The organism is Arthrobacter cavernae, assembly GCF_017368795.1.
GTDB classification, from domain to species: Bacteria; Actinomycetota; Actinomycetes; order Actinomycetales; family Micrococcaceae; genus Arthrobacter; species Arthrobacter cavernae.
The window spans coordinates 15,642-40,671 of record NZ_JAFNLL010000028.1; the positions used below are offsets into that span (position 1 = coordinate 15,642).

At 64.3% G+C, this 25,030-nt stretch carries 24 protein-coding genes; 10 read left to right on the top strand and 14 right to left on the bottom strand.

The features are described from left to right. Positions 1 to 78: 78 nt before the first annotated feature. On the bottom strand, positions 79 to 1,161 hold the full coding sequence (locus tag J1902_RS11970; protein WP_207616486.1) for a class I SAM-dependent methyltransferase: 1,083 nt from the start codon (positions 1,159 to 1,161) through the stop codon (positions 79 to 81). A gap of 76 nt (positions 1,162 to 1,237) precedes the next feature. Between J1902_RS11970 and J1902_RS11975 the strand changes: the two genes are divergently transcribed. After that, positions 1,238 to 1,864, top strand: coding sequence for a DUF998 domain-containing protein (locus J1902_RS11975; protein WP_207616487.1), 627 nt, complete (start codon positions 1,238 to 1,240; stop codon positions 1,862 to 1,864). Here J1902_RS11975 and J1902_RS11980 read toward each other — a convergent pair. From J1902_RS11980 to J1902_RS12005, 6 genes are all read right to left on the bottom strand, one after another. Beyond that, complete coding sequence (locus tag J1902_RS11980) at positions 1,861 to 4,164, bottom strand: FdhF/YdeP family oxidoreductase (RefSeq protein WP_207616488.1); 2,304 nt, start codon at positions 4,162 to 4,164, stop codon at positions 1,861 to 1,863. The two genes, J1902_RS11975 and J1902_RS11980, sit on opposite strands and share 4 nt — an antisense overlap. Before the next feature lie 159 nt (positions 4,165 to 4,323). Continuing rightward, positions 4,324 to 5,088, bottom strand: a complete 765-nt coding sequence (locus J1902_RS11985; RefSeq protein WP_207616489.1) for a lipoate--protein ligase family protein — start codon at positions 5,086 to 5,088, stop codon at positions 4,324 to 4,326. Then, positions 5,088 to 5,891, bottom strand: coding sequence for a thioesterase family protein (locus tag J1902_RS11990; RefSeq protein WP_207616490.1), 804 nt, complete (start codon positions 5,889 to 5,891; stop codon positions 5,088 to 5,090). Before J1902_RS11990 ends, J1902_RS11985 begins: the two co-directional genes overlap by 1 nt. 79 nt (positions 5,892 to 5,970) lie before the next feature. Beyond that, the gene (locus J1902_RS11995) at positions 5,971 to 6,498 is read right to left on the bottom strand and encodes a DNA alkylation repair protein (RefSeq protein WP_207616491.1); all 528 of its coding nucleotides are present in this window, start codon (positions 6,496 to 6,498) and stop codon (positions 5,971 to 5,973) included. 12 nt (positions 6,499 to 6,510) lie between these two features. Further along, positions 6,511 to 7,329, bottom strand: coding sequence for a CPBP family intramembrane glutamic endopeptidase (locus J1902_RS12000; protein WP_207616492.1), 819 nt, complete (start codon positions 7,327 to 7,329; stop codon positions 6,511 to 6,513). Further along, complete coding sequence (locus J1902_RS12005; protein ID WP_207616565.1) at positions 7,298 to 7,513, bottom strand: hypothetical protein; 216 nt, start codon at positions 7,511 to 7,513, stop codon at positions 7,298 to 7,300. The genes J1902_RS12000 and J1902_RS12005 overlap by 32 nt, the downstream gene beginning before the upstream one ends. On the opposite strand from J1902_RS12005, the gene J1902_RS12010 reads away from it, so the two are divergent. Further along, positions 7,512 to 8,153 carry an endonuclease/exonuclease/phosphatase family protein gene (locus J1902_RS12010; RefSeq protein ID WP_242701936.1) on the top strand — a complete coding sequence of 214 codons (642 nt, stop codon included), beginning with the start codon at positions 7,512 to 7,514 and terminating at the stop codon, positions 8,151 to 8,153. The two genes, J1902_RS12005 and J1902_RS12010, sit on opposite strands and share 2 nt — an antisense overlap. A gap of 96 nt (positions 8,154 to 8,249) precedes the next feature. Here the strand turns inward: J1902_RS12010 and J1902_RS12015 are convergent, their stop codons facing one another. Beyond that, complete coding sequence (locus tag J1902_RS12015; protein ID WP_207616494.1) at positions 8,250 to 9,224, bottom strand: dienelactone hydrolase family protein; 975 nt, start codon at positions 9,222 to 9,224, stop codon at positions 8,250 to 8,252. A gap of 106 nt (positions 9,225 to 9,330) precedes the next feature. Here J1902_RS12015 and J1902_RS12020 point away from each other — a divergent pair, with 106 nt between their 5' ends. Next, positions 9,331 to 10,221 (top strand): ribonuclease Z, encoded by an 891-nt coding sequence (locus J1902_RS12020; protein ID WP_207616495.1) that lies wholly within the window; start codon positions 9,331 to 9,333, stop codon positions 10,219 to 10,221. Between the two features lie 420 nt (positions 10,222 to 10,641). Here the strand turns inward: J1902_RS12020 and J1902_RS12025 are convergent, their stop codons facing one another. Both J1902_RS12025 and J1902_RS12030 read right to left on the bottom strand, forming a co-directional pair. After that, the gene (locus tag J1902_RS12025; protein ID WP_207616496.1) at positions 10,642 to 11,277 is read right to left on the bottom strand and encodes a DUF4352 domain-containing protein; all 636 of its coding nucleotides are present in this window, start codon (positions 11,275 to 11,277) and stop codon (positions 10,642 to 10,644) included. A gap of 40 nt (positions 11,278 to 11,317) precedes the next feature. After that, entirely contained in the window at positions 11,318 to 11,968 is a 651-nt protein-coding gene (locus J1902_RS12030) for an Rv1352/Rv1906c domain-containing protein (RefSeq protein ID WP_207616497.1), read from the bottom strand. 244 nt (positions 11,969 to 12,212) lie between these two features. On the opposite strand from J1902_RS12030, the gene J1902_RS12035 reads away from it, so the two are divergent. From J1902_RS12035 to J1902_RS12060, 6 genes are all read left to right on the top strand, one after another. Further along, on the top strand, positions 12,213 to 14,264 hold the full coding sequence (locus tag J1902_RS12035; protein ID WP_207616498.1) for a hypothetical protein: 2,052 nt from the start codon (positions 12,213 to 12,215) through the stop codon (positions 14,262 to 14,264). Continuing rightward, positions 14,264 to 15,895 carry a class I SAM-dependent DNA methyltransferase gene (locus J1902_RS12040; protein WP_207616499.1) on the top strand — a complete coding sequence of 544 codons (1,632 nt, stop codon included), beginning with the start codon at positions 14,264 to 14,266 and terminating at the stop codon, positions 15,893 to 15,895. The genes J1902_RS12035 and J1902_RS12040 overlap by 1 nt, the downstream gene beginning before the upstream one ends. After that, positions 15,892 to 17,118, top strand: coding sequence for a restriction endonuclease subunit S (locus J1902_RS12045; RefSeq protein ID WP_207616500.1), 1,227 nt, complete (start codon positions 15,892 to 15,894; stop codon positions 17,116 to 17,118). Before J1902_RS12040 ends, J1902_RS12045 begins: the two co-directional genes overlap by 4 nt. Before the next feature lie 160 nt (positions 17,119 to 17,278). Further along, positions 17,279 to 18,370 carry a PDDEXK nuclease domain-containing protein gene (locus J1902_RS12050; protein ID WP_207616501.1) on the top strand — a complete coding sequence of 364 codons (1,092 nt, stop codon included), beginning with the start codon at positions 17,279 to 17,281 and terminating at the stop codon, positions 18,368 to 18,370. Further along, positions 18,367 to 21,561, top strand: coding sequence for a type I restriction endonuclease subunit R (locus tag J1902_RS12055; protein ID WP_207616502.1), 3,195 nt, complete (start codon positions 18,367 to 18,369; stop codon positions 21,559 to 21,561). The genes J1902_RS12050 and J1902_RS12055 overlap by 4 nt, the downstream gene beginning before the upstream one ends. Positions 21,562 to 21,621: 60 nt before the next feature. Then, complete coding sequence (locus J1902_RS12060) at positions 21,622 to 22,101, top strand: hypothetical protein (RefSeq protein WP_207616503.1); 480 nt, start codon at positions 21,622 to 21,624, stop codon at positions 22,099 to 22,101. 38 nt (positions 22,102 to 22,139) lie between these two features. Here the strand turns inward: J1902_RS12060 and J1902_RS12065 are convergent, their stop codons facing one another. Next, positions 22,140 to 22,400 (bottom strand): type II toxin-antitoxin system RelE family toxin, encoded by a 261-nt coding sequence (locus tag J1902_RS12065; RefSeq protein WP_207616504.1) that lies wholly within the window; start codon positions 22,398 to 22,400, stop codon positions 22,140 to 22,142. Beyond that, positions 22,397 to 22,645, bottom strand: coding sequence for a type II toxin-antitoxin system Phd/YefM family antitoxin (locus J1902_RS12070; RefSeq protein WP_207616505.1), 249 nt, complete (start codon positions 22,643 to 22,645; stop codon positions 22,397 to 22,399). Before J1902_RS12070 ends, J1902_RS12065 begins: the two co-directional genes overlap by 4 nt. A gap of 416 nt (positions 22,646 to 23,061) precedes the next feature. On the opposite strand from J1902_RS12070, the gene J1902_RS12075 reads away from it, so the two are divergent. After that, on the top strand, positions 23,062 to 23,364 hold the full coding sequence (locus J1902_RS12075) for a hypothetical protein (RefSeq protein ID WP_207616506.1): 303 nt from the start codon (positions 23,062 to 23,064) through the stop codon (positions 23,362 to 23,364). Positions 23,365 to 23,411: 47 nt separating this feature from the next. Here J1902_RS12075 and J1902_RS20005 read toward each other — a convergent pair whose 3' ends face one another. After that, complete coding sequence (locus J1902_RS20005) at positions 23,412 to 23,678, bottom strand: hypothetical protein (protein WP_504739365.1); 267 nt, start codon at positions 23,676 to 23,678, stop codon at positions 23,412 to 23,414. 350 nt (positions 23,679 to 24,028) lie between these two features. Next, complete coding sequence (gene nrdF, locus J1902_RS12080) at positions 24,029 to 25,003, bottom strand: class 1b ribonucleoside-diphosphate reductase subunit beta (RefSeq protein WP_207616507.1); 975 nt, start codon at positions 25,001 to 25,003, stop codon at positions 24,029 to 24,031. Between the last annotated feature and the right edge of the window lie 27 nt (positions 25,004 to 25,030).

Consider the following 25,030-nt stretch of genomic DNA (forward strand, 5'->3'; position numbering starts at 1 on the left):
CGCTGCTCCGGCGGCACCAGTCGGGCCCCGTCATCTCGATGCCGAGGCCTGACTGGTTTCCGGTTACTTGGTGTTCCGCTACTTTGTGGCCACGAAGTAGGCGTTGAAAGGGTCTTCCTCCAGGTCTTTGACCTCCACAGCGCTGAAGCCGGCATCCCGGAGCATGGATTCGGCCAGCTGCACACCCCATACGGTGCCCAGCCCGTCGCCGCCCTGGCTGAGGGACACGGACATGCAGTGGCTCGTCGAGATGGCGTACAGGAACGTTGCCCAGGGCAGGTCCATGTTGTCTTCGAGATTGCTCGAGGCCTTGATGTCCACCATCAGGAAGGTGCCGCCCGGGCGGAGCGCGGCATGGATGTTGCGCAGGACCGTGGCAGGGTGCGCCTGGTCGTGGATCGCGTCAAAGACCGTGATGAGGTCAAAACCCGCAACCACATCGAGCTTCGCGGCGTCGAGCGACTCAAATCGTGCGTTGTCCAGCCCGAGGCGCTCGGCTTCCGCACGCCCGGCGATGAGGCCTTCCTCAAAGAAGTCGTAGCCCGTGAAGCGGCTCGCGGGGAACGCCTTAGCCATGAGGTTTATGGCGTGGCCGGCTCCGCAGCCCACATCCGCGACGTCGATTCCCGCGCCCAGCCGATCAACGCAGCCGGAGAGCGGGAGAATTGTCTCCACGAGTGATGCGTCATGGACCGAGCCGCTGTCTGCCGCCTGAATCTGCACGAAGCCCGGATAGTCCGCGTAGCCCAGTCCGCCGCCGGTCCGGAATTTGTCCGCGATCTTCCCGGACACTTCGCCCATCAGGGTGACGTACAGCATGGACCTGGCAAGGTTCTCCACGCCGGCTCCGCTGACAGAGGGGGCAACCGCCGGATCCAGCAGGTAGGTGCTTGCCGCAGGGTCATACTCCACGAGCCGGGCCGTCACCATGCCGCCGAGCCATTCGCGGACGTAGCGCTCATTGAGCCCGGCGGCGTCTGCGATCTGCCCGCTCGACGCCGGCGGCAGGGTGGCCAGCGTCTCGAAGAGTCCCGTCTGGTAGCCGATGCTCGCGAGTACGGCCGTGGCGCCATCGTTCAAGATGCCGACAAGCCGCCCGGCCGCTGCCTCAACGCCGGACGGGTCCGGCCCGGTAGTGGGGGCCGCGTCTGTTGTGGTCATGATCTTTCCCTTTCTCGGATTCTCGGATTCTCGGATTCTCGGAAGGATTGCATGTTCTTGTGCGAGGCTGGAACGCATGACGCTGACTACCTCTTTCCGACGGCGATGTGCCGCCGCCGCAATGGGAGGTGTTGTCGTCTACGTTCTGGTGGATGTCTGTCTCCAGTTGCTGCCACCGCACTACAGTGCGATTCACGAGGCGGAAAGCAACCTGGCGGTGGGCACGTTCGGCTGGGTCATGAACCTGAATTTTCTCGGCCGGGCGGCAACCACCCTGTGCATGGTCGCGGCGATTGGCCGGACGGACCGGCCATCCAGTCTGCGGCGGATCGGGATGATGCTGTTCACCATCGCAGCAGCGTGCTCGGCAACTCTGGCGTTTTTCGCGACCGACGTCGCTACCGGCATCGGGTCCCGGGGCCCAACGGCCAGCGGACTCGTTCATCTCTGGGTTGCCGGGCTGGGTTTCCTGGCCGCACTCTCGGCTGTCATTGTGCTGACAGTCTGGCTTCGCAGCAGCCCTGGGCTGACCGGAGCGGTGCCGGCGGCGATGGTTTTTGCGGGCATGGCGGCCGCCGGGCTCCTGTGGCTGGGCCTGGACGGCGGACTTGGGCTGGGGACTCGCCGAGCGGCTCTGCCTCGCGGGGATTCTCGGATGGGCGTTTGTGGTCTGCTTGGGCATACGGCGCCTTGGGTGACCTAGTACTGCGGCGCAGCCGCTGGCTCCAGCCGGACAACCACCGACTTAGAGGCCGGGGTGTTGCTGCCTTCGGCTGTCGAGTCCAGTGGCACCAGGACGTTTGCTTCCGGATAGTAGGCAGTCGCGCACCCCCGGGCTGTCGGGTACGAGATCAGCCGCAGCTGCCGCAGAACCCGGTCCACGCCGTCGTCGGCTTCGCTGTGGACGTCCACATAGCCGCCGTCGCTGAGGCCCAGCTCCGCCAGGTCCCCGGGGTGGACGAACAGGACCATCCGGCCCTTTTTCACGCCCCGGTAGCGGTCGTTCAGGCTGTACATGGTGGTGTTGAACTGGTCGTGGGACCGCACACTCTGCAGCAGCAGGCGGCCGGCCGGCACCTGGATGGTCTCCAGCGCGTTGACCGTGAACATCGCCTTTCCGGTGGCCGTGGGGAAGCTGCGTTCGTCCCGCGGCCCATGCGGCAGGACGAAGCCGCCGCTGTGCCGGATTTTCGTGTTGAAGTCCTCGAAGCCCGGAACAACATGCGAGATGTGCTCGCGCACCGCATCGTAGTTGCCTTCCAGGGCCGCCCAGTCCGCCGGAACACTGTCGCCAAGCACCGCCCGTGCGAGCCGGCACACGATCGACACCTCTGACAGTGCATCCGCCGAGATCGGTTCGAGTCGCCCGGCCGAGGCGTGCACCGCGCAGACCGTGTCCTCCACGGTCACGAACTGTTCCCCGCCGGCCTGGCGGTCGATTTCGGTGCGGCCCAGGGCGGGCAGGATCAGCGCCTGTTCACCGACCACGGCGTGGGAGCGGTTCAGCTTGGTTGAGATCTGCACCGAAAGCCGGGTGCTGCGAACCGCGGCCTCGGCCACGGCGGTGTCGGAAACCGCGTGCACCAGGTTTCCGCCGAGGGCGATGAGCACCTTGATCCGGCCGTCCCGCATGCCGCGGATGCTGTCGACGACGTCCACGCCGTCCTTGCGTGGCGGCTCGAACCCGAACTCCTGCTGCAGGGCGTCCAGGAATCTTGGCGGCATCTTTTCCCAGATGCCCATGGTGCGGTCGCCCTGGACGTTGCTGTGGCCGCGGATGGGCGAGGGGCCGGCCCCGGGCTTGCCGATGTTGCCGCGCAGGAGCAGGAGGTTGACGATTTCCTTGATGGTCGGCACGGCCTTCTTGTGCTGGGTCAGTCCCATGGCCCAGGTGATGATGACCCTCTCCGCGCGCAGGTAGCGGGCAGCCAGTTCGTCGATTTCCCCGCTCCGCAGGCCGGTCGCGGCCAGCACCTCCTGTTCGTCCAGGTCCGCCAAGTGCGCTTGGAATTCGGCCAGGCCCTGGCAGTGTTCGGCCAGGAAGGCGTGGTCCAGGACAGTCCCGGGCGCCTTCGCCTCGGCATCCAGGACGCGTTTGGAGACGGCCTGCAGCAACGCCATGTCGCCGGCCAGGCGGATCTGCAGGAACTGGTCCGCCAGGTCCGTGCCCTTGCCGATCAGGCCGCGGGGCCGCTGCGGGTTCTTGAAGTTGATCAGTCCGGCTTCCGGGAGCGGGTTCACCGCGACGATGCTGGCGCCGGCCAGCTTTGCCTCTTCCAGGGCGGTCAGCATCCGCGGATGGCAGGTTCCCGGATTCTGGCCCATGATGATGATCAGCTCCGCCTTGGCGAAGTCCGTGTAGCTGACGGCGGACTTGCCCACGCCGATGGTCTCCCCCATGGCCAGCCCGGTGGACTCGTGGCACATGTTGGAGCAGTCGGGCAGGTTGTTGGTCCCGAAGGCGCGCACGAACAACTGGTAGAGGAAGGCCGCCTCGTTGCTGGTGCGTCCGCTGGTGTAGAAGGTGGCCTGGTCCGGTGAGTCCAGGGAGTGGAGTTCCCGGGCGATGATGCCGAACGCCTCGTCCCAGCTGACCGGCCGGTAGTGCTCCGATCCGGCCGGCTTGTAGACCGGTTCCACCAGCCGGCCCTGCTGGCCAAGCCAGTATTCGGAGCGGCCGGCGAGCGAGCCGACGTCGTTCTCGTCCCAGAACCCGGCAGGGATCTTCAGCGGATCGGCTTCCCAGCCCACTGCCTTGGCGCCGTTCTCGCAGAACTCCGCCAGCTTGCGGTCAGGTGGATCGGGCCAGGCGCAGCTCATGCAATCGAAGCCGTCTTTTTGGTTCATCGCCCGCAGGGTCTTCCAAGCGCGGGCCGGACCCATCTGCTGGACGGCGTGCGGCAGGGTTTCGGTGAGGCTGGGCAGGCCCGCGGCTGATCGCTTCGGCGCGCTCACGCGCAGCTCGGCGTCGCTATCGTGGACCACCGGCGGTTTCCTGTCCATCGGCTAGCACCTTCCCTTCGCAGGCAGGCATCCATGGACCATGGAGGTCTGGCGTCCAGCCTAGCCCCGGCGGTGCCGGCCTTCAACGGCCCGCGCTCCCGCGGCGGGCCCACAGCCGGGCCTCCGGCGGCCCCGGCCCGTCAATACAGGCGCCCCGGCTCAGACCAGCAGGCTCCGGAAGTCGCCGTCGACGATTTCCGCGTAGCCCGCGTACGCCTTGATGACAGCTTCCTCCACGGCCGGGACGTCCAGGTGCGGCAGGAGATCGTTGGCGGCGCCGGCGGTGGCCGGGTCCCAGTCGAGGCCGAGGGCGGCGTAGCTGGCGGTCAGCACCTCACGGATGGGGACGGAGTTCTCCACCACCACCACGGAGCTGAACAGCCAGCCGCCGGACACCACGCGCTGGGCGGTGCCGATGAGCTTGACCTGGTGGGCCGGGAAGTCGGGGTCCTGGCCGTGGACGCTGAACTCGCCGGGGCAGTACTCCCCCGGGATTTCGCCGACGGCGGCGGGGACGCCGACGCTGCGCAGCGCACCGGCCAGCAGCTCGCCGAACTCGGAGAAACGGGCCTTGGCGCGCACAATCGCGTCAGGATGCGGCTCCACATGGTCGATCACCAGGGTCCCCTCGTGATACGCGGCCGCGCGGCCGCCGGCCTTGCGCACCAGCGGCTCGAAGCCGAGTTCCCGGCAGGCATCCGCGGCCGCGGCGAAGCCCGGCAAATTGGCGTCGCGCTGCCCGAAGGCCACGGTGGGCCGCGGCCGGTAGAGGCGCAGCGTGGGGCCGAGCTGCCCTGTCCGGGCGCGGCGCAGGAGCTCCAGGCCGAAGTCAAGGTCCTCGGCCGCCCCCAGCGTTTCCTTTTGCCGGACAACGGTCAGGGTCTTGTGCTCCGCGTTTTGGTGACCGGCGGCTGCCTGGGCCATCAGCCCTTCCTCAGGGTCAGGATCTGCTCGGCGCGGCCAAAGGGGCCATTGAGGTCGTGCAGCACCGTGGAGGTGAGTCCGATGCCGTCGCTGCCGAAGGAGACGGCGTTGTCCAGGCCCAGCCATTCGCCGGCGGGCGCACGGTACATGTGGATCTGCAGGTCCACGTTGGGGAAGATGTAGCTGTCCTTGCCCGGGGGGACGCGGGCCGCGATGCCATTGGCGGTGTCCACGAGCCCCATGAGCCGTGCAAGGTCGCTGCTGTCCGCGGTGTCGGTCAACGGGCGCTCCGTACGGATCCAGACCTTGCCCGAGCCCGCACGGTGGCCCTCGGCCATGCGCAATTCGAGCGAGCGGATGTAGCCGCCGGGCCACACGCTGGCACCATCCCACGGCTTGCATTCGTCCGGCGGCGGCATGGACGGGTCCTCGACGGCGGCCACGGCGCTGGTGTCGCTGGTGACCATGCGCCAGGCGGTGGCCCGGATGGCAACGCGCCCGCCCGCCGAGAGTTCGGCCTGGAGCAGTTCAATGGTCCGGCCCGGGCGCAGCGTGGTGGTGGTGATCTCGAATTCGCCGCCGGGGATCAGGCCCAGGATTTCGTAGCTGATCCGTGCCATGCGGACATCGTCGCGGGGCTCATGCCGGTCCAGCGCATCTGCCAGGATGCCGGACGCCGGCGCCATGTGCTGCTCGTGGGGATTCCAGGCGCCCTGCGCATGGATGGTGGATCGGAAGCGCCCGCCGCCGAGGGACTGGTAGTAGAAGTCGCCGTCTGCCAGCTCCGGTAGTGCTGTAGTCAACTCTGACCCTTTCGCCATTTCAGCTGTGCAAGTCAGACCACTTTATCCGCTGCGGAGGAATGCGCCCGACGCCGCCGAGTCAGCGTCGCGCGAATCCGTCCGGATCGCCGTCGCTGGTTATCACCTGGCCCGCGCGCGAAAGGAGCGCTGCCCGGCGTAACCACGGATCTGCGTCCGCAGCCCAGCGGTCCAGGACGCGCTCCGCGCGTTCCCTCGCCTGCCCCTCAAGTCCGGCCAGCAGCGGGCGGACGACGTCGGCGGCCAAGGGGTCTGCCAGCTCACGCGTGCCTGCTTGCCTCAGGAAGCCCTCGAGGCGCGTGAGATCTGTGTTGAGGAGGACTCCAACTTTGGTCTGCAGAAGGACGACGGCGGCCAGCCGCCGCTCGAAGACCGGTTCGACCCACAGTTCGGAACTCAACGCGGTGATGTCATCATGGCCGAGATTCTTGTGCCGGTTCAGGGCGTCGCGGACCGTCCCGCGAACCGCCCCTACCGAGGCACCGTAGACCTTCAGGCTGCCGCCGAGGCGCCCGCGGGTTTCCATGGCCTTTTCCCATGAGGATTCACGCTGCAGCGCGAGGTCCACGAATTCACCGGCGTCACTCACGCGTCCATTCTGTCAGTACAAGAAAATCGGCAGCCAGTCGCGGTTGTGCGCGTGCACCAGTGCGAGGAACAGCACGACGTCGAAGAGCAGGTGCACTGACACGACATAGCTGAGCGACTTGGTCAGCTTGAAGGTGTAGCCCTGCAGCAGCGCGAACGGGAACGTCAGGAGTGGCCCCCAGGCTTGGTACCCGATCTCCCACAGGAACGACGAGAAGACCACTGCCTGCAGGATGTTGGCGAGCCAGTCCGGGAAGTGCCGCCGCAGCAAGGTGAAGGTGGTGCAGACAAAGAACAGCTCGTCCCAAATACCAACAGCGTTCACGCCAAGGAAGAGCCTCCAGAAGATGGTGGGCTCGGAGGCATCCGGCCAGTTCTGATACACCTCCGTGCGGATCAGGTAGACCGGCAGAATGAAGTAGCCGAGAACTACCACAGCGATCAGGTACAGTTTCGCGCTCAACGGCCATTTGCGGCCCGTGTTCACAGGAAATCTGATGATCTTCTCGCGGTATACGAACCGCGACACCAGCCACGGCACCAGCACGGCCAACGCAAGTGCACCACCCATGAGGGTCATGTGCGGGATGCTCAAATCGGCGTTCAGCGGAACCAGGCTGATGATCACCATTCCCGCCGCGATCAGCGCGAGGTGCCGCACGAATTCGCGGTCGATGACTGCGGCCGTGACCAGGCTCAAGGCGAGCACGCTGTAGCCCATGAGGTCGTTCTCGACTCCGAAAATCAGCACGCCAGACACCGAGAGCAGTACCGCTGGCGCCAGCTTCCAAGTGAGCGCGCTACGCGGTGCTTGAGTCGAGATCGAGGTCACCCCTCCAGCTTGTCAGCGACGGCCACTTCAGGAAACGCCGCTGGCAGCTTTGTGCCTGGCAGAACGCGAGCGCCGGCGCATGATGGTGCTTGCCATTCTTCTCGGAAACATGGCCGAGAAGGCAATTCACCAAATCGCCGAATGCAAGGACACAAATGCGGATAGTTTCCTGGAACTGCGCCATGGCTTACCACAAGAAGCGCCACCTGATCGAGTCGCTGGAGCCTGATGTGATAATTCTGCAGGAGGTCTCCCGGAAGGACATCGAGGCCGGCGAGCAACCGTTCGCGGCATGGGCCGGGTCGAACCCCAACAAGGGACTGGGTGTCATCGGATGCACCCCCGGTTCCTATGCGCTCGGCCCGGCAGATCCGGCACTGCCTTGGCATATCCCGTTCACCGCGGACGGACTCAACGTCATCGCTTTGTGGGCGCATCAGTTGACCAGGGAACTTCGCTATGTGCGGGTCACCCACGACATCGCGGACCAACATGCCACGCTCCTCGGATCCGCTCGTAGCCTCATCATGGGTGATTTCAACAGCAATTCAACGTGGGACAGGGAACATCCCGGCCGGAACCACACGATGCTGGTCGACAAGTTGGACCAGCTGGGACTGGACAGCGTCTTTCACCGTCAGTCAGACGCCGCGCAGGGTTCGGAGATGGATAAGACGTATTTTCACAGGCGCAAACTCCAGTTCGGCCATCACATCGACTACGCCTTCCTGACCAAGGGAGTCGACGCAAGGCTCGAGCTCGGCACTCCTGACACCTGGCTGCAGCACAGTGATCACATGCCCCTCATTCTGGACGTGGTGTAGCGGCAGACAGAGCGCCCGAGCAGACGTTCGTGCACGGCCACGGCGGCAAGGAGTGGACCGCCCGGACGGACACCGACTCCGCCAACATGCGCACCCTCAGACGTACTGACCGAACCAGGCCAGCGTGTCGTTCCAAGCAGCAGTCGCCTGCGCCTCGACGTAGCGCGGTCCCGTGTCATTGTGGAACGCGTGGTCGACGCCGGGATAGACCGTGAGCTGGTGTCGGACGTTCGTGGCAGCCAGGGCATCGCGGAGCGCCGGCATTGCGCCGGTGATCCTCTGGTCCAGTTCGGCGTAGACGCCAAAGACCGCCGGCTTGATGTTAGGGACCTTGTTCAGATCGGGAGCGGGTCCGTAAAACGCTGCGGTGGCTTTCAGCCCGGATATTTCCGTCGCCGCCTGCCAGGTAATGCCGCCGCCAAAGCAGTAGCCGTTCATGACAATCCGCCCCTGGTCGACGAAGTCCTGTGACCGCAGGTAATCGAATCCTGCGGAGAAGTCGGACACGTGGCGTTGGGCTCCCGCCTGCGTCAGTGCACCGGGGACGGCGTCCGGATCCATTGATGCCGTCCCGCCTTCCCTGCTCAGGAGGTCCAGGGCCAGGGCTGCGTAGCCGGCCTTCGCGAAGCGGCGGGCCACGTCCTGGATGTGGGGTGTGAGTCCACGGTTTTCGTGGCAGATCAGCACCGCGGGGCCGGCCTTGCCGCCCTCCGGCCGGGCAAGGTACCCGCTGATCTCGGCGCCGGCGGACGGGAACTTCACCGTTGCAGTCGTCAGGCCGGGGGCGCCTTCCGGGACGGACAGCGGGCTCTTGGCACCGGGGACGGCTCCTGTGGTGGATGTCCCTGCCGACGAGGCCCCGGATGACGTGGGTGTGGGCATGGGGTCGGTGCTGCGTGGCAGTTCCCCCGGGGTGCAGCCGACCAGCGCCATTGCGGCCGCTGCTGCGGCCATGCTGCCGGTGATGAAGGCCACGCGCCGCGTAAACGTGTGCCGGGACATGGCGCCGGAACGGTAGTCGTCGAAGAATTCCTCGATCAGGTACTTCTCAAACTTGCCAAGCTGGGTCATGAAGGGCCTCCTGGAGTTTGCCGCATATCCTCCTCCGAAGCCCGGCATCCGGCAAGGGGCGCCCGAGCGATGGGCTAAGGCGCGAACGAATGAGACACTCGGTTCCATGCGTGAATTAGTCGTTCTCGGCACCGCCTCCCAGGTCCCGACGCGGGCCCGGAACCACAACGGATACGTGCTCCGTTGGGACGGGGAGGGCCTGCTCTTCGATCCCGGGGAAGGCACCCAGCGGCAGATGATCCACGCCGGTGTCTCGGCCTCGGAGATCACACGCATCTGTATCACCCATGTCCACGGTGACCACTGCTTCGGGCTGCCCGGCGTGCTTTCGCGCATGGCCCTCGACCGTGTGACGCATCCCGTCCGCCTGCACTATCCCGCCTCCGGGGAGGACATCATCTCGGCGCTCCTAGGCGTCGCCTCCCCCGGTATTGACCTGCGACTCTATCCGCACGGGGAGGCCGGGCCAATCGCGCCGGGACTGGAGGTGCGCCCGTTGCTCCACCGCATCGAGACATTCGGATACACGTTGGCCGAGCCTGACGGCCACAGCCTCATTCCAGAGCGGCTCGCGGCTGCCGGAATTGCGGGTCCCGACGTCGGCCGTCTTCAGCACGACGGAAGCCTGCGAGGCGTGCGACTGGAAGACGTGAGCGTGCCGCGGCCCGGCCAGCGCTTCGCCTTCGTCATGGACACCGCACCATGTGCCGGAGCCGAGGAGCTCGCAGACGGGGCCGACCTGCTCGTGGCCGAATCCACCTTCAGCGACGACGACGGCGACCTCGCCAAGCAGCACCGCCACCTCACCGCCGGACAGGCCGGCGCCTTGGCTGCCGCCGGGGGCGTCATCACGCTGGTCATCACCCACTTCTCGTCACGCTATGCGGACGTCAGCCTGCTCGCTGAACAGGCCCGGGCCCGCGCCGGCGGGGCAACTGTTGTGGCTGCAAACGACCTTGACCGGATCGCTTTCCCGAAACGGCGGCCATCGTCGTAGGTGTGGCCGGAAACAGCCGCGAAGAAGTCAGAAGTTGGCCGGCCAGGAGAGATGTACGTGAGCCTCGGTAGCGTCCGCTCTCATATCCCCGCCGGAAGTATTCCACGAGTCCGTTACAAGAGCATTATTCGCGATGTCCTCGACAGTCACCGAGATTCCCTTGCCCGCCAATCCAGCTCGTAGCTCTTCTCGAGCCTTGATGATTGCCTGGTCCCGGGTGTGTGGTGCACCCGTTGCGTCAGAGTAGGGAACCGTAACTGTCCAATAGGCGATCATGGCCTTACTTTGTCAGCCGAACAACCGAAATTCAACACTCCGAGGCACTATCGAGGCACCACCAGGACCAAAAGGGGCGGGCAGCTGCGCTGCCCGCCCTGGGAAGGAGAAAAAACTAGAACTCCCAGTCCTCCTCCTCAGTCGTCACCCCGGGATCTGGATCCGCGCCGCTTCCTGCAGCAGCGGATCGGAGATCATCACGGTCGCCGCCCCGGGCGCCATGTCGAAGGCGATGGAACCACGGGACTTGTCGCCCGGCAGGACGTCACCGGAGCCCAACTGGTTGTCAACGAAGAGGTAACGGTCAGCCTTCCGGCCGCTGGCATCCTTGGCGGAGAAATAGAGCGGGTTCGAGCTGGTCTTGCCAGCCTCAGTCTCCCACAGCACATCCAGGAGGAGGTACGTTCCATTCTTCGGCGGCTTCGCAAGGGCAGTGGTGGTCACCGTGTCCGTCCGCACAGCGGAGACGATCGTGATCCTGGCGACGTCCCCGTTGCGCATCTTCACCGTGAATGGTGCCCCCACCGTCGGTCCGGCGGGAGCCGCCGGTGCAGGAGCAGCCGACGGCGGTGCTGCCGCCGGGGCCGCGGACGCAGCCGCTGAAGGCGCGGGACTGGTATCCGCAGCGGGCTTGCTGCCGCTGGAGCAGGAGCCCATGATCATACCGAGCAGCAGGACGCCAGCCGGAATCACGAAGCGCTTCTTCTTGTAAAACGGGCGCTTGGCGGGGACAGCAGCGAGCGGCAGGGGCGGGATTGAATCAAATTTCTGGTGTGACATGGTGGTGCCTTTCGAGAGTGCGTTTAGTGATGCTGCGGTGTTACTGCTTTTCCCATTTGCCACAGCGGCTGGACTTGAAGTCCTGGCCTACGGAGAGTGCGACCGTCGGCCGGCCACCGCCGGGAAGATCGTTGTCGATGATGTTGCTTCCGTTGGAACCGGAGGCGTAGATGCCCCAATAGCAGCCTGAGCCGACGTCTGCGGCAGCCCGGTAGGTGCCCGGGGTGATATCGGTTCCTACCGTCCAGGTGCCGTCGCCCACGGTGTTTGCTGCCTTCGTCTTTTCAGCGCCGGTCACAGCTTCCTCGCGCTTCTTGACCGCGGCGTCAGCTGCTTGGACTGCGGCGTCGGCCTTGGCCACCTCGGCCTCTTTGGCTGCCACTTTCGATTCGCGGCCCGTGATGCCGCTCAGCAGTGTGTCGTACTTCGACTTCACGGTGTCGCGGTCGGCTTCGACTGAAGCCTTGTCCGCCACAAGGGTCCTGTAAGCATCGCTGGCCGTGGGGTCCGGCAAGGTGGTGCCGATTCCGACGCCGCCGCCAAGTACGGCGAGCACGCCGGCGCTGGCCACAAGAAACCTGAGGCCTCTGCGCTTCCTGGGTGTCGGCGTATCTTCTTCGGTGGCCGGGGCCGGAGGGTCCACGCCAGGCGCGGGTTCCGGGGCTTCAGTGTTTTCCTGGCCCATTTCCATGGTTCGCTCCAATTGCATCGAGGGTGGGTGCTGCGGTGGCGTGCGAACCATCCCCCAATTCCTGATGGTTCGCACCCGCCGCTCGGAGTCCGAACCGTGGCTGGTCTCCGTGGAATCAAGGTAGGTCCGAACTGCAGATTTGAACCGTACAAGTACTGATAACCCCTGTTATCAGCGATACAAAGCAAGTCAGATGAACTGTGCACTACGCTGTCCAGATACGAACGGCTGGAAGGGGAACGGCATGAACAGCTCAGCGGTACAGCTCCGCATGACGCTCAGTGATGTGGCCGCCCTTGCCAAGGTCCAGCGCCCCGTCGTGTCCATGTGGCGCACGCGCAGCGCCCACGGCCCGGCCCCCTTCCCCCAGGCGCTCGCCGTCGAGCGCGGCCTTGAGGTCTTCGACGCCGATGAGGTTGCCGCCTGGCTTGAGGCCACCGGCCGCGGCAACAATGCCGAGGCCAGCGGCGATGCCGCAGCCTTCGCCGTCCGTGCCGGCGTCGGGCGGGACAACCGGAACGTCTTCGACGCCGTCACGGCTCTGCTTGCGTTGCGGGCGGTCACTGGCACTCCCCTGACGGGCCGCGACCGCGACAGCCTCCTCGACGCCGCCGACGAGTCCGACCCCGACGATGCCTTCCTGTACTCCGAGATCGAGGCGCTGGCTGACGGGCTCGAGAGCACCGCCGAGTACGCCGAGCGCTTGATCGACAGCGCCTACAGTGTTCCCGCTGCCTTCGAAACCCTCCTCGCGGACCGCTTCCGCTCCGGAATCCGCGAGCACGCCGATACCGCCCTGACAGAAGCAGCCACACACCTTGTTGCTTCGGCAGCGCTTGCCTTGGCATTGTCGCTGGAGTCCGAACCCGTGTTCGTCGACCCGACGCCGGGCGGCAGCGATCTGCTGTTGGGCATCGTCCGCGCCGCCGGGGATGGGCTGCCGATCACCGCACTGACCCCTGACGGCGACGACGCTTCGGCGCGTCTCGTGCGCCGTCGCCTCGCGGCGCATGGAATCGACAGCCAGCTCCTGAAAATGCAGGCCGGCGGCACTTTCGATGTCCACGGCCCCGCCGTTCACCTCGCCCAGTATCCGTCCCCTGGCGAGCCAGGCATGGACGCCGGAGGGATCCTCGCGGCCATCGAATCCATCGTCATGCAGATGGACGACTCGCAGCGTGCCGTCATCATCGCGCCCGCATCGACGTTGTGCGATGGCGCCCTCACCGCAAGCGCGGGAGCACACAGGTCGGAGCTCCTGCGTTCGGGCAGGGTCCGTGCCATCGTCAGGCTTCCCCAAGGCCTTCTGCGCCGCAAGCCCCGCGAAGCCCAGTGCCTGTGGGTCCTTGGCCCGTCCTTCGCCGAGGTGGACATTGCGGACAGGTGGACCATGGTGGCGGACCTGACGGCCGCGCGGCTCACGCCGGACGTGGTCCACGACCTCGTCAGCGACGTCGTCGCCTCGATGGGCAGCGGGGCCACGGTCCGGGCGCATTCCTTCCGCTTCGCGCGGCTGGTTCCCACACGGCACCTGCTTGCCAGCCGGGGTTCCCTGGTGGAGCTCCCGTCCCGTGGCGGAGCGGGGGAAGCCGCGGCAGGAGCCGAGGCCGCCCTCCGCATCGAAGAGCTGCAGGAGCTTCTGATGAAGTACGACGGCAGCGTCCCCGCCGCCGTCTCGGTCCTCGCCCAGTCCGGTGGCCGCCTTGCGCCGGCCACCGTTCAGGAGCTCCTTTCGGCCGGCACCCTCCGGTACATCAAGGGCAACCGCCTCGATCCCGCGGACCTCAGCGCCAGGGAACGCACCAGGGTGATTGGCACCGCAGAACTCCTGGATGAGGAAGCCACCAAACCACGGAGCATCAGCATTCTGGACTTCGCCGCCAAGTACCCTTCCGGCCGCCTCACCGAACCCGGCGACGTCGTCTTCTGTACCAGCCCGCGGCCCGCAGCGATGGTGGACGCGGAGGGCGGCGCCGTCGTCGTTTTTCCTGCGAGGGTCCTGCGGATCGACGCCGGCGACCCCGGCGGGCTGGTCCCCGCGGTTCTTGCCGCGGACATCAACTCGCTGCCGCCCCAGGACAAGGCCTGGCGGCAGTGGCGTCTGCGCCGGACGCCGTACCGTCAGCGTCGCCCGCTCGAGGTCGCGCTGGCCGAGCTGCAACACGAACAGGACCTAACCAGACAACGACTCCAACAGTTGGATGAACTCGCTACGCTGATTCTGGACGGCGTAGCGGGCGGAAGCCTCACCCTGACAGACCCCACAAGCACTGCAACAACAGAAGGAACCCGCTAATGCCTCCGAAATTGAAAGTGGACCGCGCCAACCCCAACGGCGCCCCGTCCACCATGAAAGAGCTCAAGGACACCCTGTGGAAGGCCGCCGACAAGCTGCGCGGTTCCATGGATGCCTCCCAGTACAAGGACGTTATCCTGGGCCTGGTGTTCCTGAAGTATGTGTCGGACGCGTTTGAGGAGCGCCGCGGGATCATCCTGGCCGAGCTTGAGGCCGATGGCCTGGCCGAAGAGCAGATCGCGCAGCTGATCGACGACGTGGACGAGTACACCGGCCACGGCGTGTTCTGGGTTCCGGCCCGGGCACGGTGGGGCTACCTGGCGGAGAACGCCAAGGGCCTGCCGGCTCTGGACGGCGAGGCGCCGAAGTCGATCGGGCAGCTGATCGATGAGGCCATGGATCTGATCATGGGCAGCAACCCCAGCCTGAGCGCCACGCTCCCCCGCATCTTCAACCGGGACAATGTGGACCAGCGCCGCCTGGGCGAACTCCTGGACCTGTTCAACTCGGCTCGCTTTACCGGCATGGGCGCCGGCCGCGCCAGGGACCTTTTGGGCGAGGTCTACGAGTACTTCCTGGAGAAGTTCGCCCGTGCCGAAGGCAAGCGCGGCGGCGAGTTCTACACCCCGGCCGGGGTGGTCCGCGTGCTGGTGGAGGTCCTGGAGCCGCACAGTGGTCGCGTCTACGACCCCGCCTGTGGTTCGGGCGGCATGTTTGTGCAGACCGAGAAGTTCCTGGATGCCCACAAGGAGGACCGCACAGCGATTTCGGTCTATGGCCAGGAACTCAATGAGCGCACCTGGCGGATGGCCAAGATGAACCTCGCCATCCACGGACTGAACGCCAACCTGGCCTCCCGCTGGGGCGATACCTTCGCGCGCGACCAGCACCCGGACATGCAGGCCGACTTCATCATGGCCAACCCGCCCTTCAACATTAAGGACTGGGCCCGCTCCGAGTCCGACCCCCGCTGGAAGTACGGCGTGCCGCCTGCCGGCAACGCCAACTACGCCTGGATCCAGCACATCCTTTCCAAGCTGGCCCCCGGCGGTTCGGCCGGCGTGGTCATGGCCAACGGCTCCATGTCCTCCAACTCCGGCGGCGAGGGCGATATCCGGGCCCAGATCGTGGAAGCCGATCTGGTCTCCTGCATGGTTGCGCTGCCCACCCAGCTGTTCCGCAGCACTGGCATCCCCGTATGCACCTGGTTCTTCGCCAAGGACAAGACCGCCGGTGCGCACGGCTCCGTGGACCGTACCGGCCAAGTGCTGTTCATTGACGCCCGGAACCTGGGCTACATGGTGGACCGCGCCGAGCGCGCCCTCTCCGACGAGGACATCGCCAAGATCGCCAATACCTACCATGCCTGGCGCGGCACGGCTTCCGCCGTTTCGGCCGGGCTGGAGTACGACGACGAAGCCGGCTTCTGCTATTCGGCCACCCTCGCGGAGATCAAGGCAGCCGACTACGCGCTGACGCCGGGACGGTACGTCGGCGCCGCCGAGGCGGAAGACGACGGCGAGCCGATCGAGGAAAAGATCGCGCGGCTTTCGAAGGAACTGTTTGCACAGTTTGAGGAGTCCGAGCGCTTGGCCGCTGTTGTGCGCGAGCAGCTGGGGAGGGTTTCGTGAGCAGCTGGACGGTGACGCGGCTGGGTGACGCGGCCCATGTCGTTCATGGATGGCCGTTCAAGAGCGAATCCTTTGCCACCGAAGGCGAACACCTCCCTGTAGTAGTCGCCATCGGAAACTTCAACTACTCCGGAGGATTCCGGTTTCAAGACTCAACCGTGAAACGCTATACGGGAGATTTTCCAGCGGAATACATCCTCAACCCTAACGACCTCCTGCTTGTGATGACTTGCCAAACGGAAGGGGGAGAAATTCTCGGTGTGCCCGCTCGAGTTCCCAACGACGGCCGAGTTTACCTCCACAACCAACGAATTGGCCGCTTGATCGTCGACCGCCCTGACGTTCTGAATTCAGATTTCATGTTCCAACTGGCGCGATCAGCTGACTTCAACCGTCAACTCTTCGTGACGGCATCCGGCAGCAAGATCCTGCACACATCTCCGACTCGCATTGAAGCAACCACCGTGATGCTTCCTCCGTTGCGGGAGCAGGAGGCGATTGCGGAAGTTCTGGGCGCCCTCGACGACAAGATCGCCGCCAACACCAAACTCGCCGCCACGTCAGCAGCACTGGCAACTGCCATCTTCACCGAAGCGGTTCGAACTTCCTCGAGCGAATTCGTACTTTCGGACATTACCACCCTCCTTAGTCGCGGCATTACGCCCAAATACTCAGAGGAGGAGGACACGATGATGGTGCTTAACCAGAAATGTGTCCGCGGTCAACGCGTCGATCTAGACCCTGCCCGACGAACTCTGTTGTCGAAAGTTCGTGAAGACAAACTCCTTCAACCAAATGATGTTCTGGTTAACTCCACTGGTCAGGGCACTCTTGGCCGCGTCGCCCGTTGGACCAACTCAAATCAGGCCACTGTTGACTCGCACATCACCATTGTCCGTTTCAATGCCAGCCGCGCCAACCCGGTCACCGCTGGAATCGGGCTCCTCGGGCTGCAAGACACCATCGTGGAAATGGGCGAAGGAAGCACCGGGCAAACCGAACTCTCCCGGGTAGAACTCGGAAAGCTTCGATTGAAACTGCCAGCATTGGAAGTTCAGTCAGTCCTGGGACAGAGGTTCAGCTCCATGTCAGAAATGGAACGTGTCCTTTTTGAAGAGAACATCACCCTCGCCGCCACCCGCGACACACTTCTCCCCCAGCTCATGTCCGGCAAGCTCCGGGTCAAAGATGCCGAGACTGAGTTGGCCAAGGTTGGGGTGTAACGCCAAGCCCTGTCGGTAATTGTGCAGCACTCGCTGCACAATTACCGACATGCCACGGGGAAATCTTGCAAGCCCCGCCTGCAAAATTGACCGGCAAATAATGTCGGCGCCCACCGATACATTCATTGTGAAATGACCGCCAGGGAAGGAACCGATCAGCATGTCATCACCAGCGTCGTTTGAATCAACGCCCGCGAAGTCCGGTATCCCGCACTGGTACCCGGACCTATTGGCATCGGTGACACGCCAGATTCATTCCGGCAGATCGAAGGCAATCTCAGCCGCCAACCGGGAGATGCTGCTTTCCTACTGGGCCATCGGCAATGAACTGACCCAACGGGAATCCGCACAGGGTTGGGGCAGCAAAGTCGTCACTAGGCTCTCGGCAGACGTCCGCGTGGCCTTTCCCGAGGCCAGGGGCTTCTCGCCTCGAAACCTCCGCTACATGAAGTCATTTGCTGAGGCTTGGCCTGAGTTCCCAATGTTGCAAGCGCCGCTTGCAACATTGCCTTGGTATCACCACATCGCTCTCCTGGAGAAGCTCAAAAGTGCGGATGAGCGGCTCTGGTATGCAGCGTCCGCGATCGATCAGGGCTGGTCTCGAAACGTGTTGGTCCACCAGATTGATACGCGGCTTCATGAACGCTCCGGTAAGGCCATCACCAACTTCAAGGTGGCCCTGCCGCCGTCTGAGTCGGATCTTGCCCAGCAGTCCTTCAAGGACCCCTACGTCTTTGACTTCGTGTCCATGACGGGAAAACGGAACGAACACGAGCTCGAGGGACAGCTGATCCTGCATGTGGAGAAGTTCCTGCTGGAACTGGGTCAGGGCTTCGCCTTCGTGGGCCGGCAGGTGCGGCTGACCATCAGCGACGACGAATTCTTTGCCGACCTGCTGTTCTACAACTTCAAACTGCGCTGCTTCGTCGTAGTCGAACTCAAAGCCACTGCCTTCAAGCCCGAATATCTAGGACAGATCAACATGTACATGTCTGCCGTGGACGATTTACTGTCACACGCCGACGACCAGCCAACAATTGGCCTGTTGCTGTGCAAGACCAAGAACAACGTAGTGGCTGAGTATTCGCTTCGCGGATTCTCCAAACCGATCGGCATTGCCGAGTGGGAGTCCGAGATCGTGAAGTCCCTGCCCGAGGAATTCGCGGCCACACTGCCCAGTATCGAAGAGCTCGAGGCCGAGCTCTCGCAAGACATCACCATCGAAACGGTCAACCAGGGGGAATCACCGTGACAGCAGCACCCGCAGCAACCTTTTCCGAAGCCGACTGGGAAGGCCTGGCACTCGAGAAACTCGCCGAACCGCTCGGCTGGCGACCGAAGCGCGGCGACGAAATCGCGCCCGGATCCGGCGAGCGCGACAGCTGGGACGAACTGCTCATCCGGCCCCGGCTCATGGAAGCGCTGCAGCGGCTCAACCCCGACGTTCCCGTCCAGTACCTACACCAGGCATTGGCCGAGATCGCCGCGCCCAGCTCCAACGACGCCATCACCGAAAACCACCGCATCCACGCCTACCTGGTGGACGGGTACCGGCTCAGCTACATCGACGCCGACGGCAGCGAAGCCAACCCCACCATCCGCCTCATCAGCACCGAGCCCAGCCAGAACGACTGGCTCGCCGTCAACCAGGTCACCATCATCCAGGGCGACTACAAGCGCCGCTTCGACGTCGTGCTCTACTGCAACGGCATGCCCGTCAGCGTCATCGAACTGAAGAAGGCCGGCAGCCTCCACGCCGACGTCGCCGCCGCGCACGCCCAGCTCCAGACCTACCTGCGCGAATTCCCGCTGGCCTTCCGCTTCTGCGTCTTCACCCTCGCCTCGGACGGCATCCAGGACAAATACGGGACGCCCTTCACCCCCCTGAACCACTTCTCACCGTGGAACGTCGACGACGACGGCGATCCGGTACCGCCGGGAACGTTCGACGACGGCGACGCCGTCACCGCGCTGGAGACCGCCCTCTACGGGCTGTACCACCAGGACCGCTTCCTGCAGCTGCTGCGCTCCTACACCGCCTTTGACCAGGGACCGGACGGACTCACCAAACGGATCGCCAAGCCGCACCAGTACTTCGCCGTCGCCAAGGCCGTCGGCAGCACCGTGCAGGCGGTGGAGAGCAACGGCAAGGCCGGCGTCGTCTGGCACACCCAGGGCTCCGGCAAGTCCATGGAAATGGAGCTCTACACCAGCCAGGTGCTCCGCCACCCCCGGCTGCGGAACCCCACCGTGGTGGTCATCACCGACCGCAACGAACTGGACGGCCAGCTCTATGAGGGCTTCGCGAAAAGCCTCCTGCTGGCCGAAACGCCCCGGCAGATCCGGCGGCGCACCGAGCTGCGGGATGAGCTGAGCAACCGCACCACGGGCGGGATCTACTTCACCACACTGCAGAAATTCGGGCGCAGCCAGGCCGAGAAGGAATCCGGGACGGACCACCCGCTGCTCTCGGACCGGCGGAACATCATCGTGATCGTGGATGAGGCCCACCGATCCCACTACGACGACCTGGACGGCTACGCCCGGCACCTGCGCGACGCCCTGCCCAACGCCACGCTGATCGCCTTCACCGGGACGCCGATCACCTTCGAGGACCGCAACACGCGCGAAGTCTTCGGCGACTACATCGACATCTATGACCTCACCCGCGCAGTGGACGACGGCGCCACCGTGCCTGTCTACTTCGAGCCGCGCCTCATCAAGGTCGGCCTGGCTTCGGACCTGACGGAAGACGTACTGGACGAGGCCGCCGACGAATACACGGCCGGCCTGGACGATACCGAGCGGGCGCGCATCGAGGCGAGCGTCGCCGTCGTGAACGCCGTGTACGGTGCGCCCAAGCGCATCGCCGCGCTGGCCGAAGACCTCGTGGCGCACTGGGAGAACCGGCGTGACCGGATGGGCAAGTTCATCGAGGCGCCGGGCAAGGCGATGATCGTGGGCGGCACCCGCGAGATCTGCGCCAAGCTGTACACGGCAATCGTGGAGCTGCGGCCGGCGTGGCATTCGGATGACCTGGACAAGGGCAAGATCAAGGTGGCCTATTCCGGGACCGCCTCGGACACGCCTCCTGTGTCCGAGCATGTGCGGCGCGACTCCCAGAACGCCACCGTCAAGGAACGGCTCAAGAACGTGGACGACGAGCTGGAACTGGTGATCGTCAAGGACATGATGCTCACCGGCTTCGACGCTCCCCCGCTGCACACGCTGTATCTGGACCGGCCATTGAAGGGGGCCCTGCTCATGCAGACCCTCGCCCGGGTGAACCGCACCTTCCGCGGCAAGGAGGACGGCCTGCTGGTGGCGTACGCGCCGCTGGCGGAGAACCTGGCCAAGGCGCTGAGCGAATACACCAAGACGGACCAGGAACACCGGCCCGTCGGCAGGAACATCGACGAAGCGGCCGACCTGGCGCGCACCCTCGTGGAGACGTTGCGGGGGCTGCTGGCCGGCTACGACTGGAAGGCCGTGTGGCTCAAGGGCGGGCCCAAGGCGTTCATCAATGCCGTCACCGGTGCCGTGAACTACCTGCGCTCGCCCTCCACGCCGGGGAACCAGCCGGCCGAGGGCGAGGAATCGCTGGCTTCGAAGTACCGCCGGTTCTCAAGCCAGCTATCGCGGGCGTGGGCAGTATCTTCCGGCTCGCAGACGTTGGCCGAGCTGCGCCCGGAAATTCGGGTGTACGAGGAAATCCGCGTGTGGATGGCGAAATACGATGCTTCGGAACGACAGGGCCGGGGCGAGCCCGTGCCGGAGGACATCCATCGGCTGCTGGGTGAACTGATTGATTCGGCGACGTCCCCGGGGGGCGTGCTGGACATCTACGAGGCGGCCGGGATGCCCAAGCCGTCGCTGGATGACCTGACGCCCGAGTTCATTGCCAAGACCAAGAAGGCGCCCAACCCGCACCTTGCCATTGAGGCCCTGCGGAAGTTGATCGCCGACGAGTCCGCCACCGCCATGCGCAACAACGTGATCCGCCAGCGTGCGTTCTCCGAGCGCATCACCGAGCTGATGAAGAAGTACACCAACCAGCAGCTCACCTCGGCCGAGGTCATTGCCGAGCTCGTGGAGCTGGCCCGGGAGGTGGCAGCCGAATCCCGGCGCGGCGAGCACTTCACCCCCCCGCTGAACTCCGACGAACTCGCGTTCTACGATGCCGTGGCCTCCAACGAGTCGGCTGTGGAAGTCCAGGGCGAAGGCGTCCTGGCAGACATCGCCCGCGAGCTCGTGGCCGTGATGCGCCGCGACGTCCGGACCGACTGGACCGTCCGCGACGACGTACGGGCGAAACTCCGCTCCTCGATCAAACGGTTGTTGGTGCGCTTCGGGTACCCGCCGGACAAGCAGCCGGAAGCCATCAAGCTCGTGATGGAGCAGATGGAATCGATGGCGCCGCGGTTTGTTGAGGCGCGGGGTTAGCACAACGAGTTGCCGCCAAACGGCGGACATCATGAAGAAGCACTATGAAAAATGGGGAACATGACTACCTACGAATCAAGCGATAGCACCGCGGCTCAATCCTTGCCGCCAGCACCAGACCGCGAGCCGCAGCTTGTCGACAGATCCCGAAAGACCAAGGTGAAAGCTCTTCTCGCCAATGCCGGAGGTGCGAACGTCGCTCGCGTCATTCTCGGAGCTGTTATCGCATTACTCTTGGTGGTCACATGGTTTGGCAGCAACCCGAGTCTCAACGACGCGGGCAATCCTTCCGAATGGAAGTCGCAACTTAGTCAGGCCGCCATCAAGAACGGATTGAACAACGGAGACACAAAGGGCGCGCCACAACAGTCAGTTGTCAACGGCTGGTATGCCAATGACATTGCTATAGTCCAGGCCTCACAGAATAGCTACATTGCCGCCAGCACCACTCGGAATGGAAGTTTGCTGGCTCTGGTCGGCCTCGGCTTTGCGGGCGAATTGATTATCCGTGGAGTTGAGCGGTCACGCCGCAAACGCTGATCTGACCATGCTGAAGTGCATGTCGGCTCAGAGGTTGCCTACTTGTCGTAAACGTCGCGTCGGTGGCCGAGGTTCACAACCACGACCAGCAGGACATCGTCCTGAATCGTATAGATGATTCGATAGTCACCGACACGCACGCGAAAGCCCGGCCGGCCGCGCAGGGCAAGCGCTTTGGGCGGCCGAGGATCGGAAGCAAGGAGCGCGATGGCACCGTGGATACGTTCGCGGTCACTGGGATGGACCTGCTTGAGTGCCCTGACGGCCGCTGGACGAAGCTCAATCCGGTACCTGGTCATGCCCAGCCGAGATCGACCTTAACCTGGGCCCACGGAATATTGTCGCCTTCTTCGGCCATGGCCGCGTCGAACGCTGCAATGTCTTCCACTTCCTCCAGGGCGTCAAGCATTTGTTCGTAACGCTCCGGCGACACCAGAACCGCTGCGCGATGCCCCCGCCGCTCAATGAACACTGGCTCAGACTCGACGATACTAAGGAGCTCCGGAAGTCGGGATCGCGCGTCAGTGATGTTGATGGTTGACATGCCTTAAATGTACATCTGAGCGCACTGGATGTACATAGACCCTTCAGTGAACGAAAAGTGCACGGCACCCGATCAGGTACCGTGCACTTCCTTGGCGGCAGTTGCCGTCACTCACCAGCAATTCAGACTAGAACTCCCAGTAATAGTCGTCAGTCGCATGATTCTGCGGGTTCTCTGCGGTCACAGTGCTCCTGTGCCCACTGCGTGCCACTCGTACTCAGAACGGGGTTCCACCCGCCGGGGCTGGTGGGTGGCACGTCATCAACGTCTACTTGTCGAGCACGGTACCCGACCAGTTTCCCGGATCACGACAGGAGTTTGGCGTACCCTGAAACCGCACCAGCCCTGAACGAGCGAAAGGAAGAGCCAGACTGATTGAGCGCATCCGGCAGACAGGCCAGCTAATACAGGACGCCGTGCAGGAGTCAGCTCGACAGACGTTGAGTGATCGTGGTGACGACATGCACCGAAAGGGCTTCACCAGGGCAGCTAGCATAAGCCTGCGCCTTGTACAGGACGAGATCGACGCCTTCAAAGAGCAGATGAAGGGTCCGGGCCTGAGCAAGGCCGAGCAAGCGCTCTATGCCCACCTGGACGAACTGAAGTCCAAGATCGAAGCGGACTTTGACCGTTACTGGCGAGGCAGCGGCGTTGACTGGCGTCCTCCGAAGCCTGTCGCCAAGGGGATCGTCAGGCAGGCCGGCGAGTCGCAGCCCTAGAACTGGGCGCGAGCCTACTTGCATCGCCACCAGTCCCAATTCCGGCGTCATGATCGGCGTCGTGTCGCACCGAATCTTGTCGCGGAATCGAGACGTTCGGTGCCGCCGGAATGACCCCGTCTCGGGAGGCCTGCTGCAAGACCACCATGAGCACGATCAGCACCGGCCGTCTTCGTGAGGAACGTCAGAGACTTGTCGTCCTCGGTCCGTGCCGTGTACGTCTCACCGTCCGGCCCGAGATACCGCACTTGCCAGCGGCCAGAAGGAAGCTTTCGCAGGCTCCCCCATGCCTCTCGCTTCACTGTTCTCATCATGCCCTCCCTTGGACTCGAACGGACGCTCCCTGCCAGTCGTGCCACTCGACTCGCAGAGACCCCAACATCCGCGTAATTCCGCGGATATCAGGGCTCCATCGAGCGACCTGTGGCACTAACTGGCACGGCCTCGGCATCAAGCCAATCCAGCATTCGGGTCAACTGGCTGCCTCGTTCCCATCTGGACGGTGCACACGTGCCATCCGCGTGCCATCCTGGGCGGTCATTCCTGTTCATCTCCGTCCTCCTCTGTTCATTCGGAGAAGGCAAAAAAGAGGCCCGGACCAGCGAAATCTCGCAGGTCCGGGCCTCTGACCAGCCCTTTCGGGCGGGGCATCAGAGAGAAGCTCCTAGAACTCCCAGTCCTCATCCTCAGTGTTAACAGCCTTGCCGATCACGTAGCTCGAACCCGAGCCCGAGAAGAAGTCGTGGTTCTCGTCGGCGTTCGGGGACAGCGCCGAAAGAATGGCCGGGTTCACGTCGGTGACGGACGCCGGGAACATGGCCTCGTAGCCGAGGTTCATGAGGGCCTTGTTGGCGTTGTAGTGCAGGAACTTCTTGACGTCCTCGGCCAGGCCGACGCCATCGTAGAGGTCGTGCGTGTACTGGACTTCGTTTTCGTACAGCTCGAAGAGCAGCTCGAAGGTGTAGTCCTTGATCTCCTGCTTGCGTTCCTCGGACAGGCCCTCCAGGCCCTTCTGGAACTTGTAGCCGATGTAGTAGCCGTGCACGGCCTCGTCGCGGATGATGAGGCGGATCAGGTCGGCGGTGTTCGTCAGCTTGGCGCGCGAGGACCAGTACATGGGCAGGTAGAAGCCCGAGTAGAACAGGAAGCTCTCCAGCAGGGTGGAGGCCACCTTGCGCTTGAGGGGGTCGTTGCCCTGGTAGTAGTCCATGACGATCTGGGCCTTCTTCTGCAGGTTCTCGTTCTCGAGGGACCAGCGGAAGGCGTCGTCGATCTCCTTGGTGGAGCACAGCGTGGAGAAGATCGAGGAGTAGCTCTTGGCGTGCACCGACTCCATGAAGGCGATGTTCGTGTACACGGCTTCTTCATGCGGGGTGATGGCGTCGGGGATGAGGCTGACGGCGCCGACCGTACCCTGGATGGTGTCCAGCAGGGTCAGGCCCGTGAACACGCGCATGGTCAGCTGCTGTTCCGCGGGCGTCAGCGTGTGCCACGACTGGATGTCGTTGGACAGCGGCACCTTCTCCGGAAGCCAGAAGTTGTTGACCAGGCGGTTCCAGACTTCCACGTCCTTGTCGTCCTGGATCTTGTTCCAGTTGATCGCCTCGACATGGCTGAGCAGTTTGACCTTCGCGGTCATTTCATCCCCTTAGCGTTGGGTTCTTTA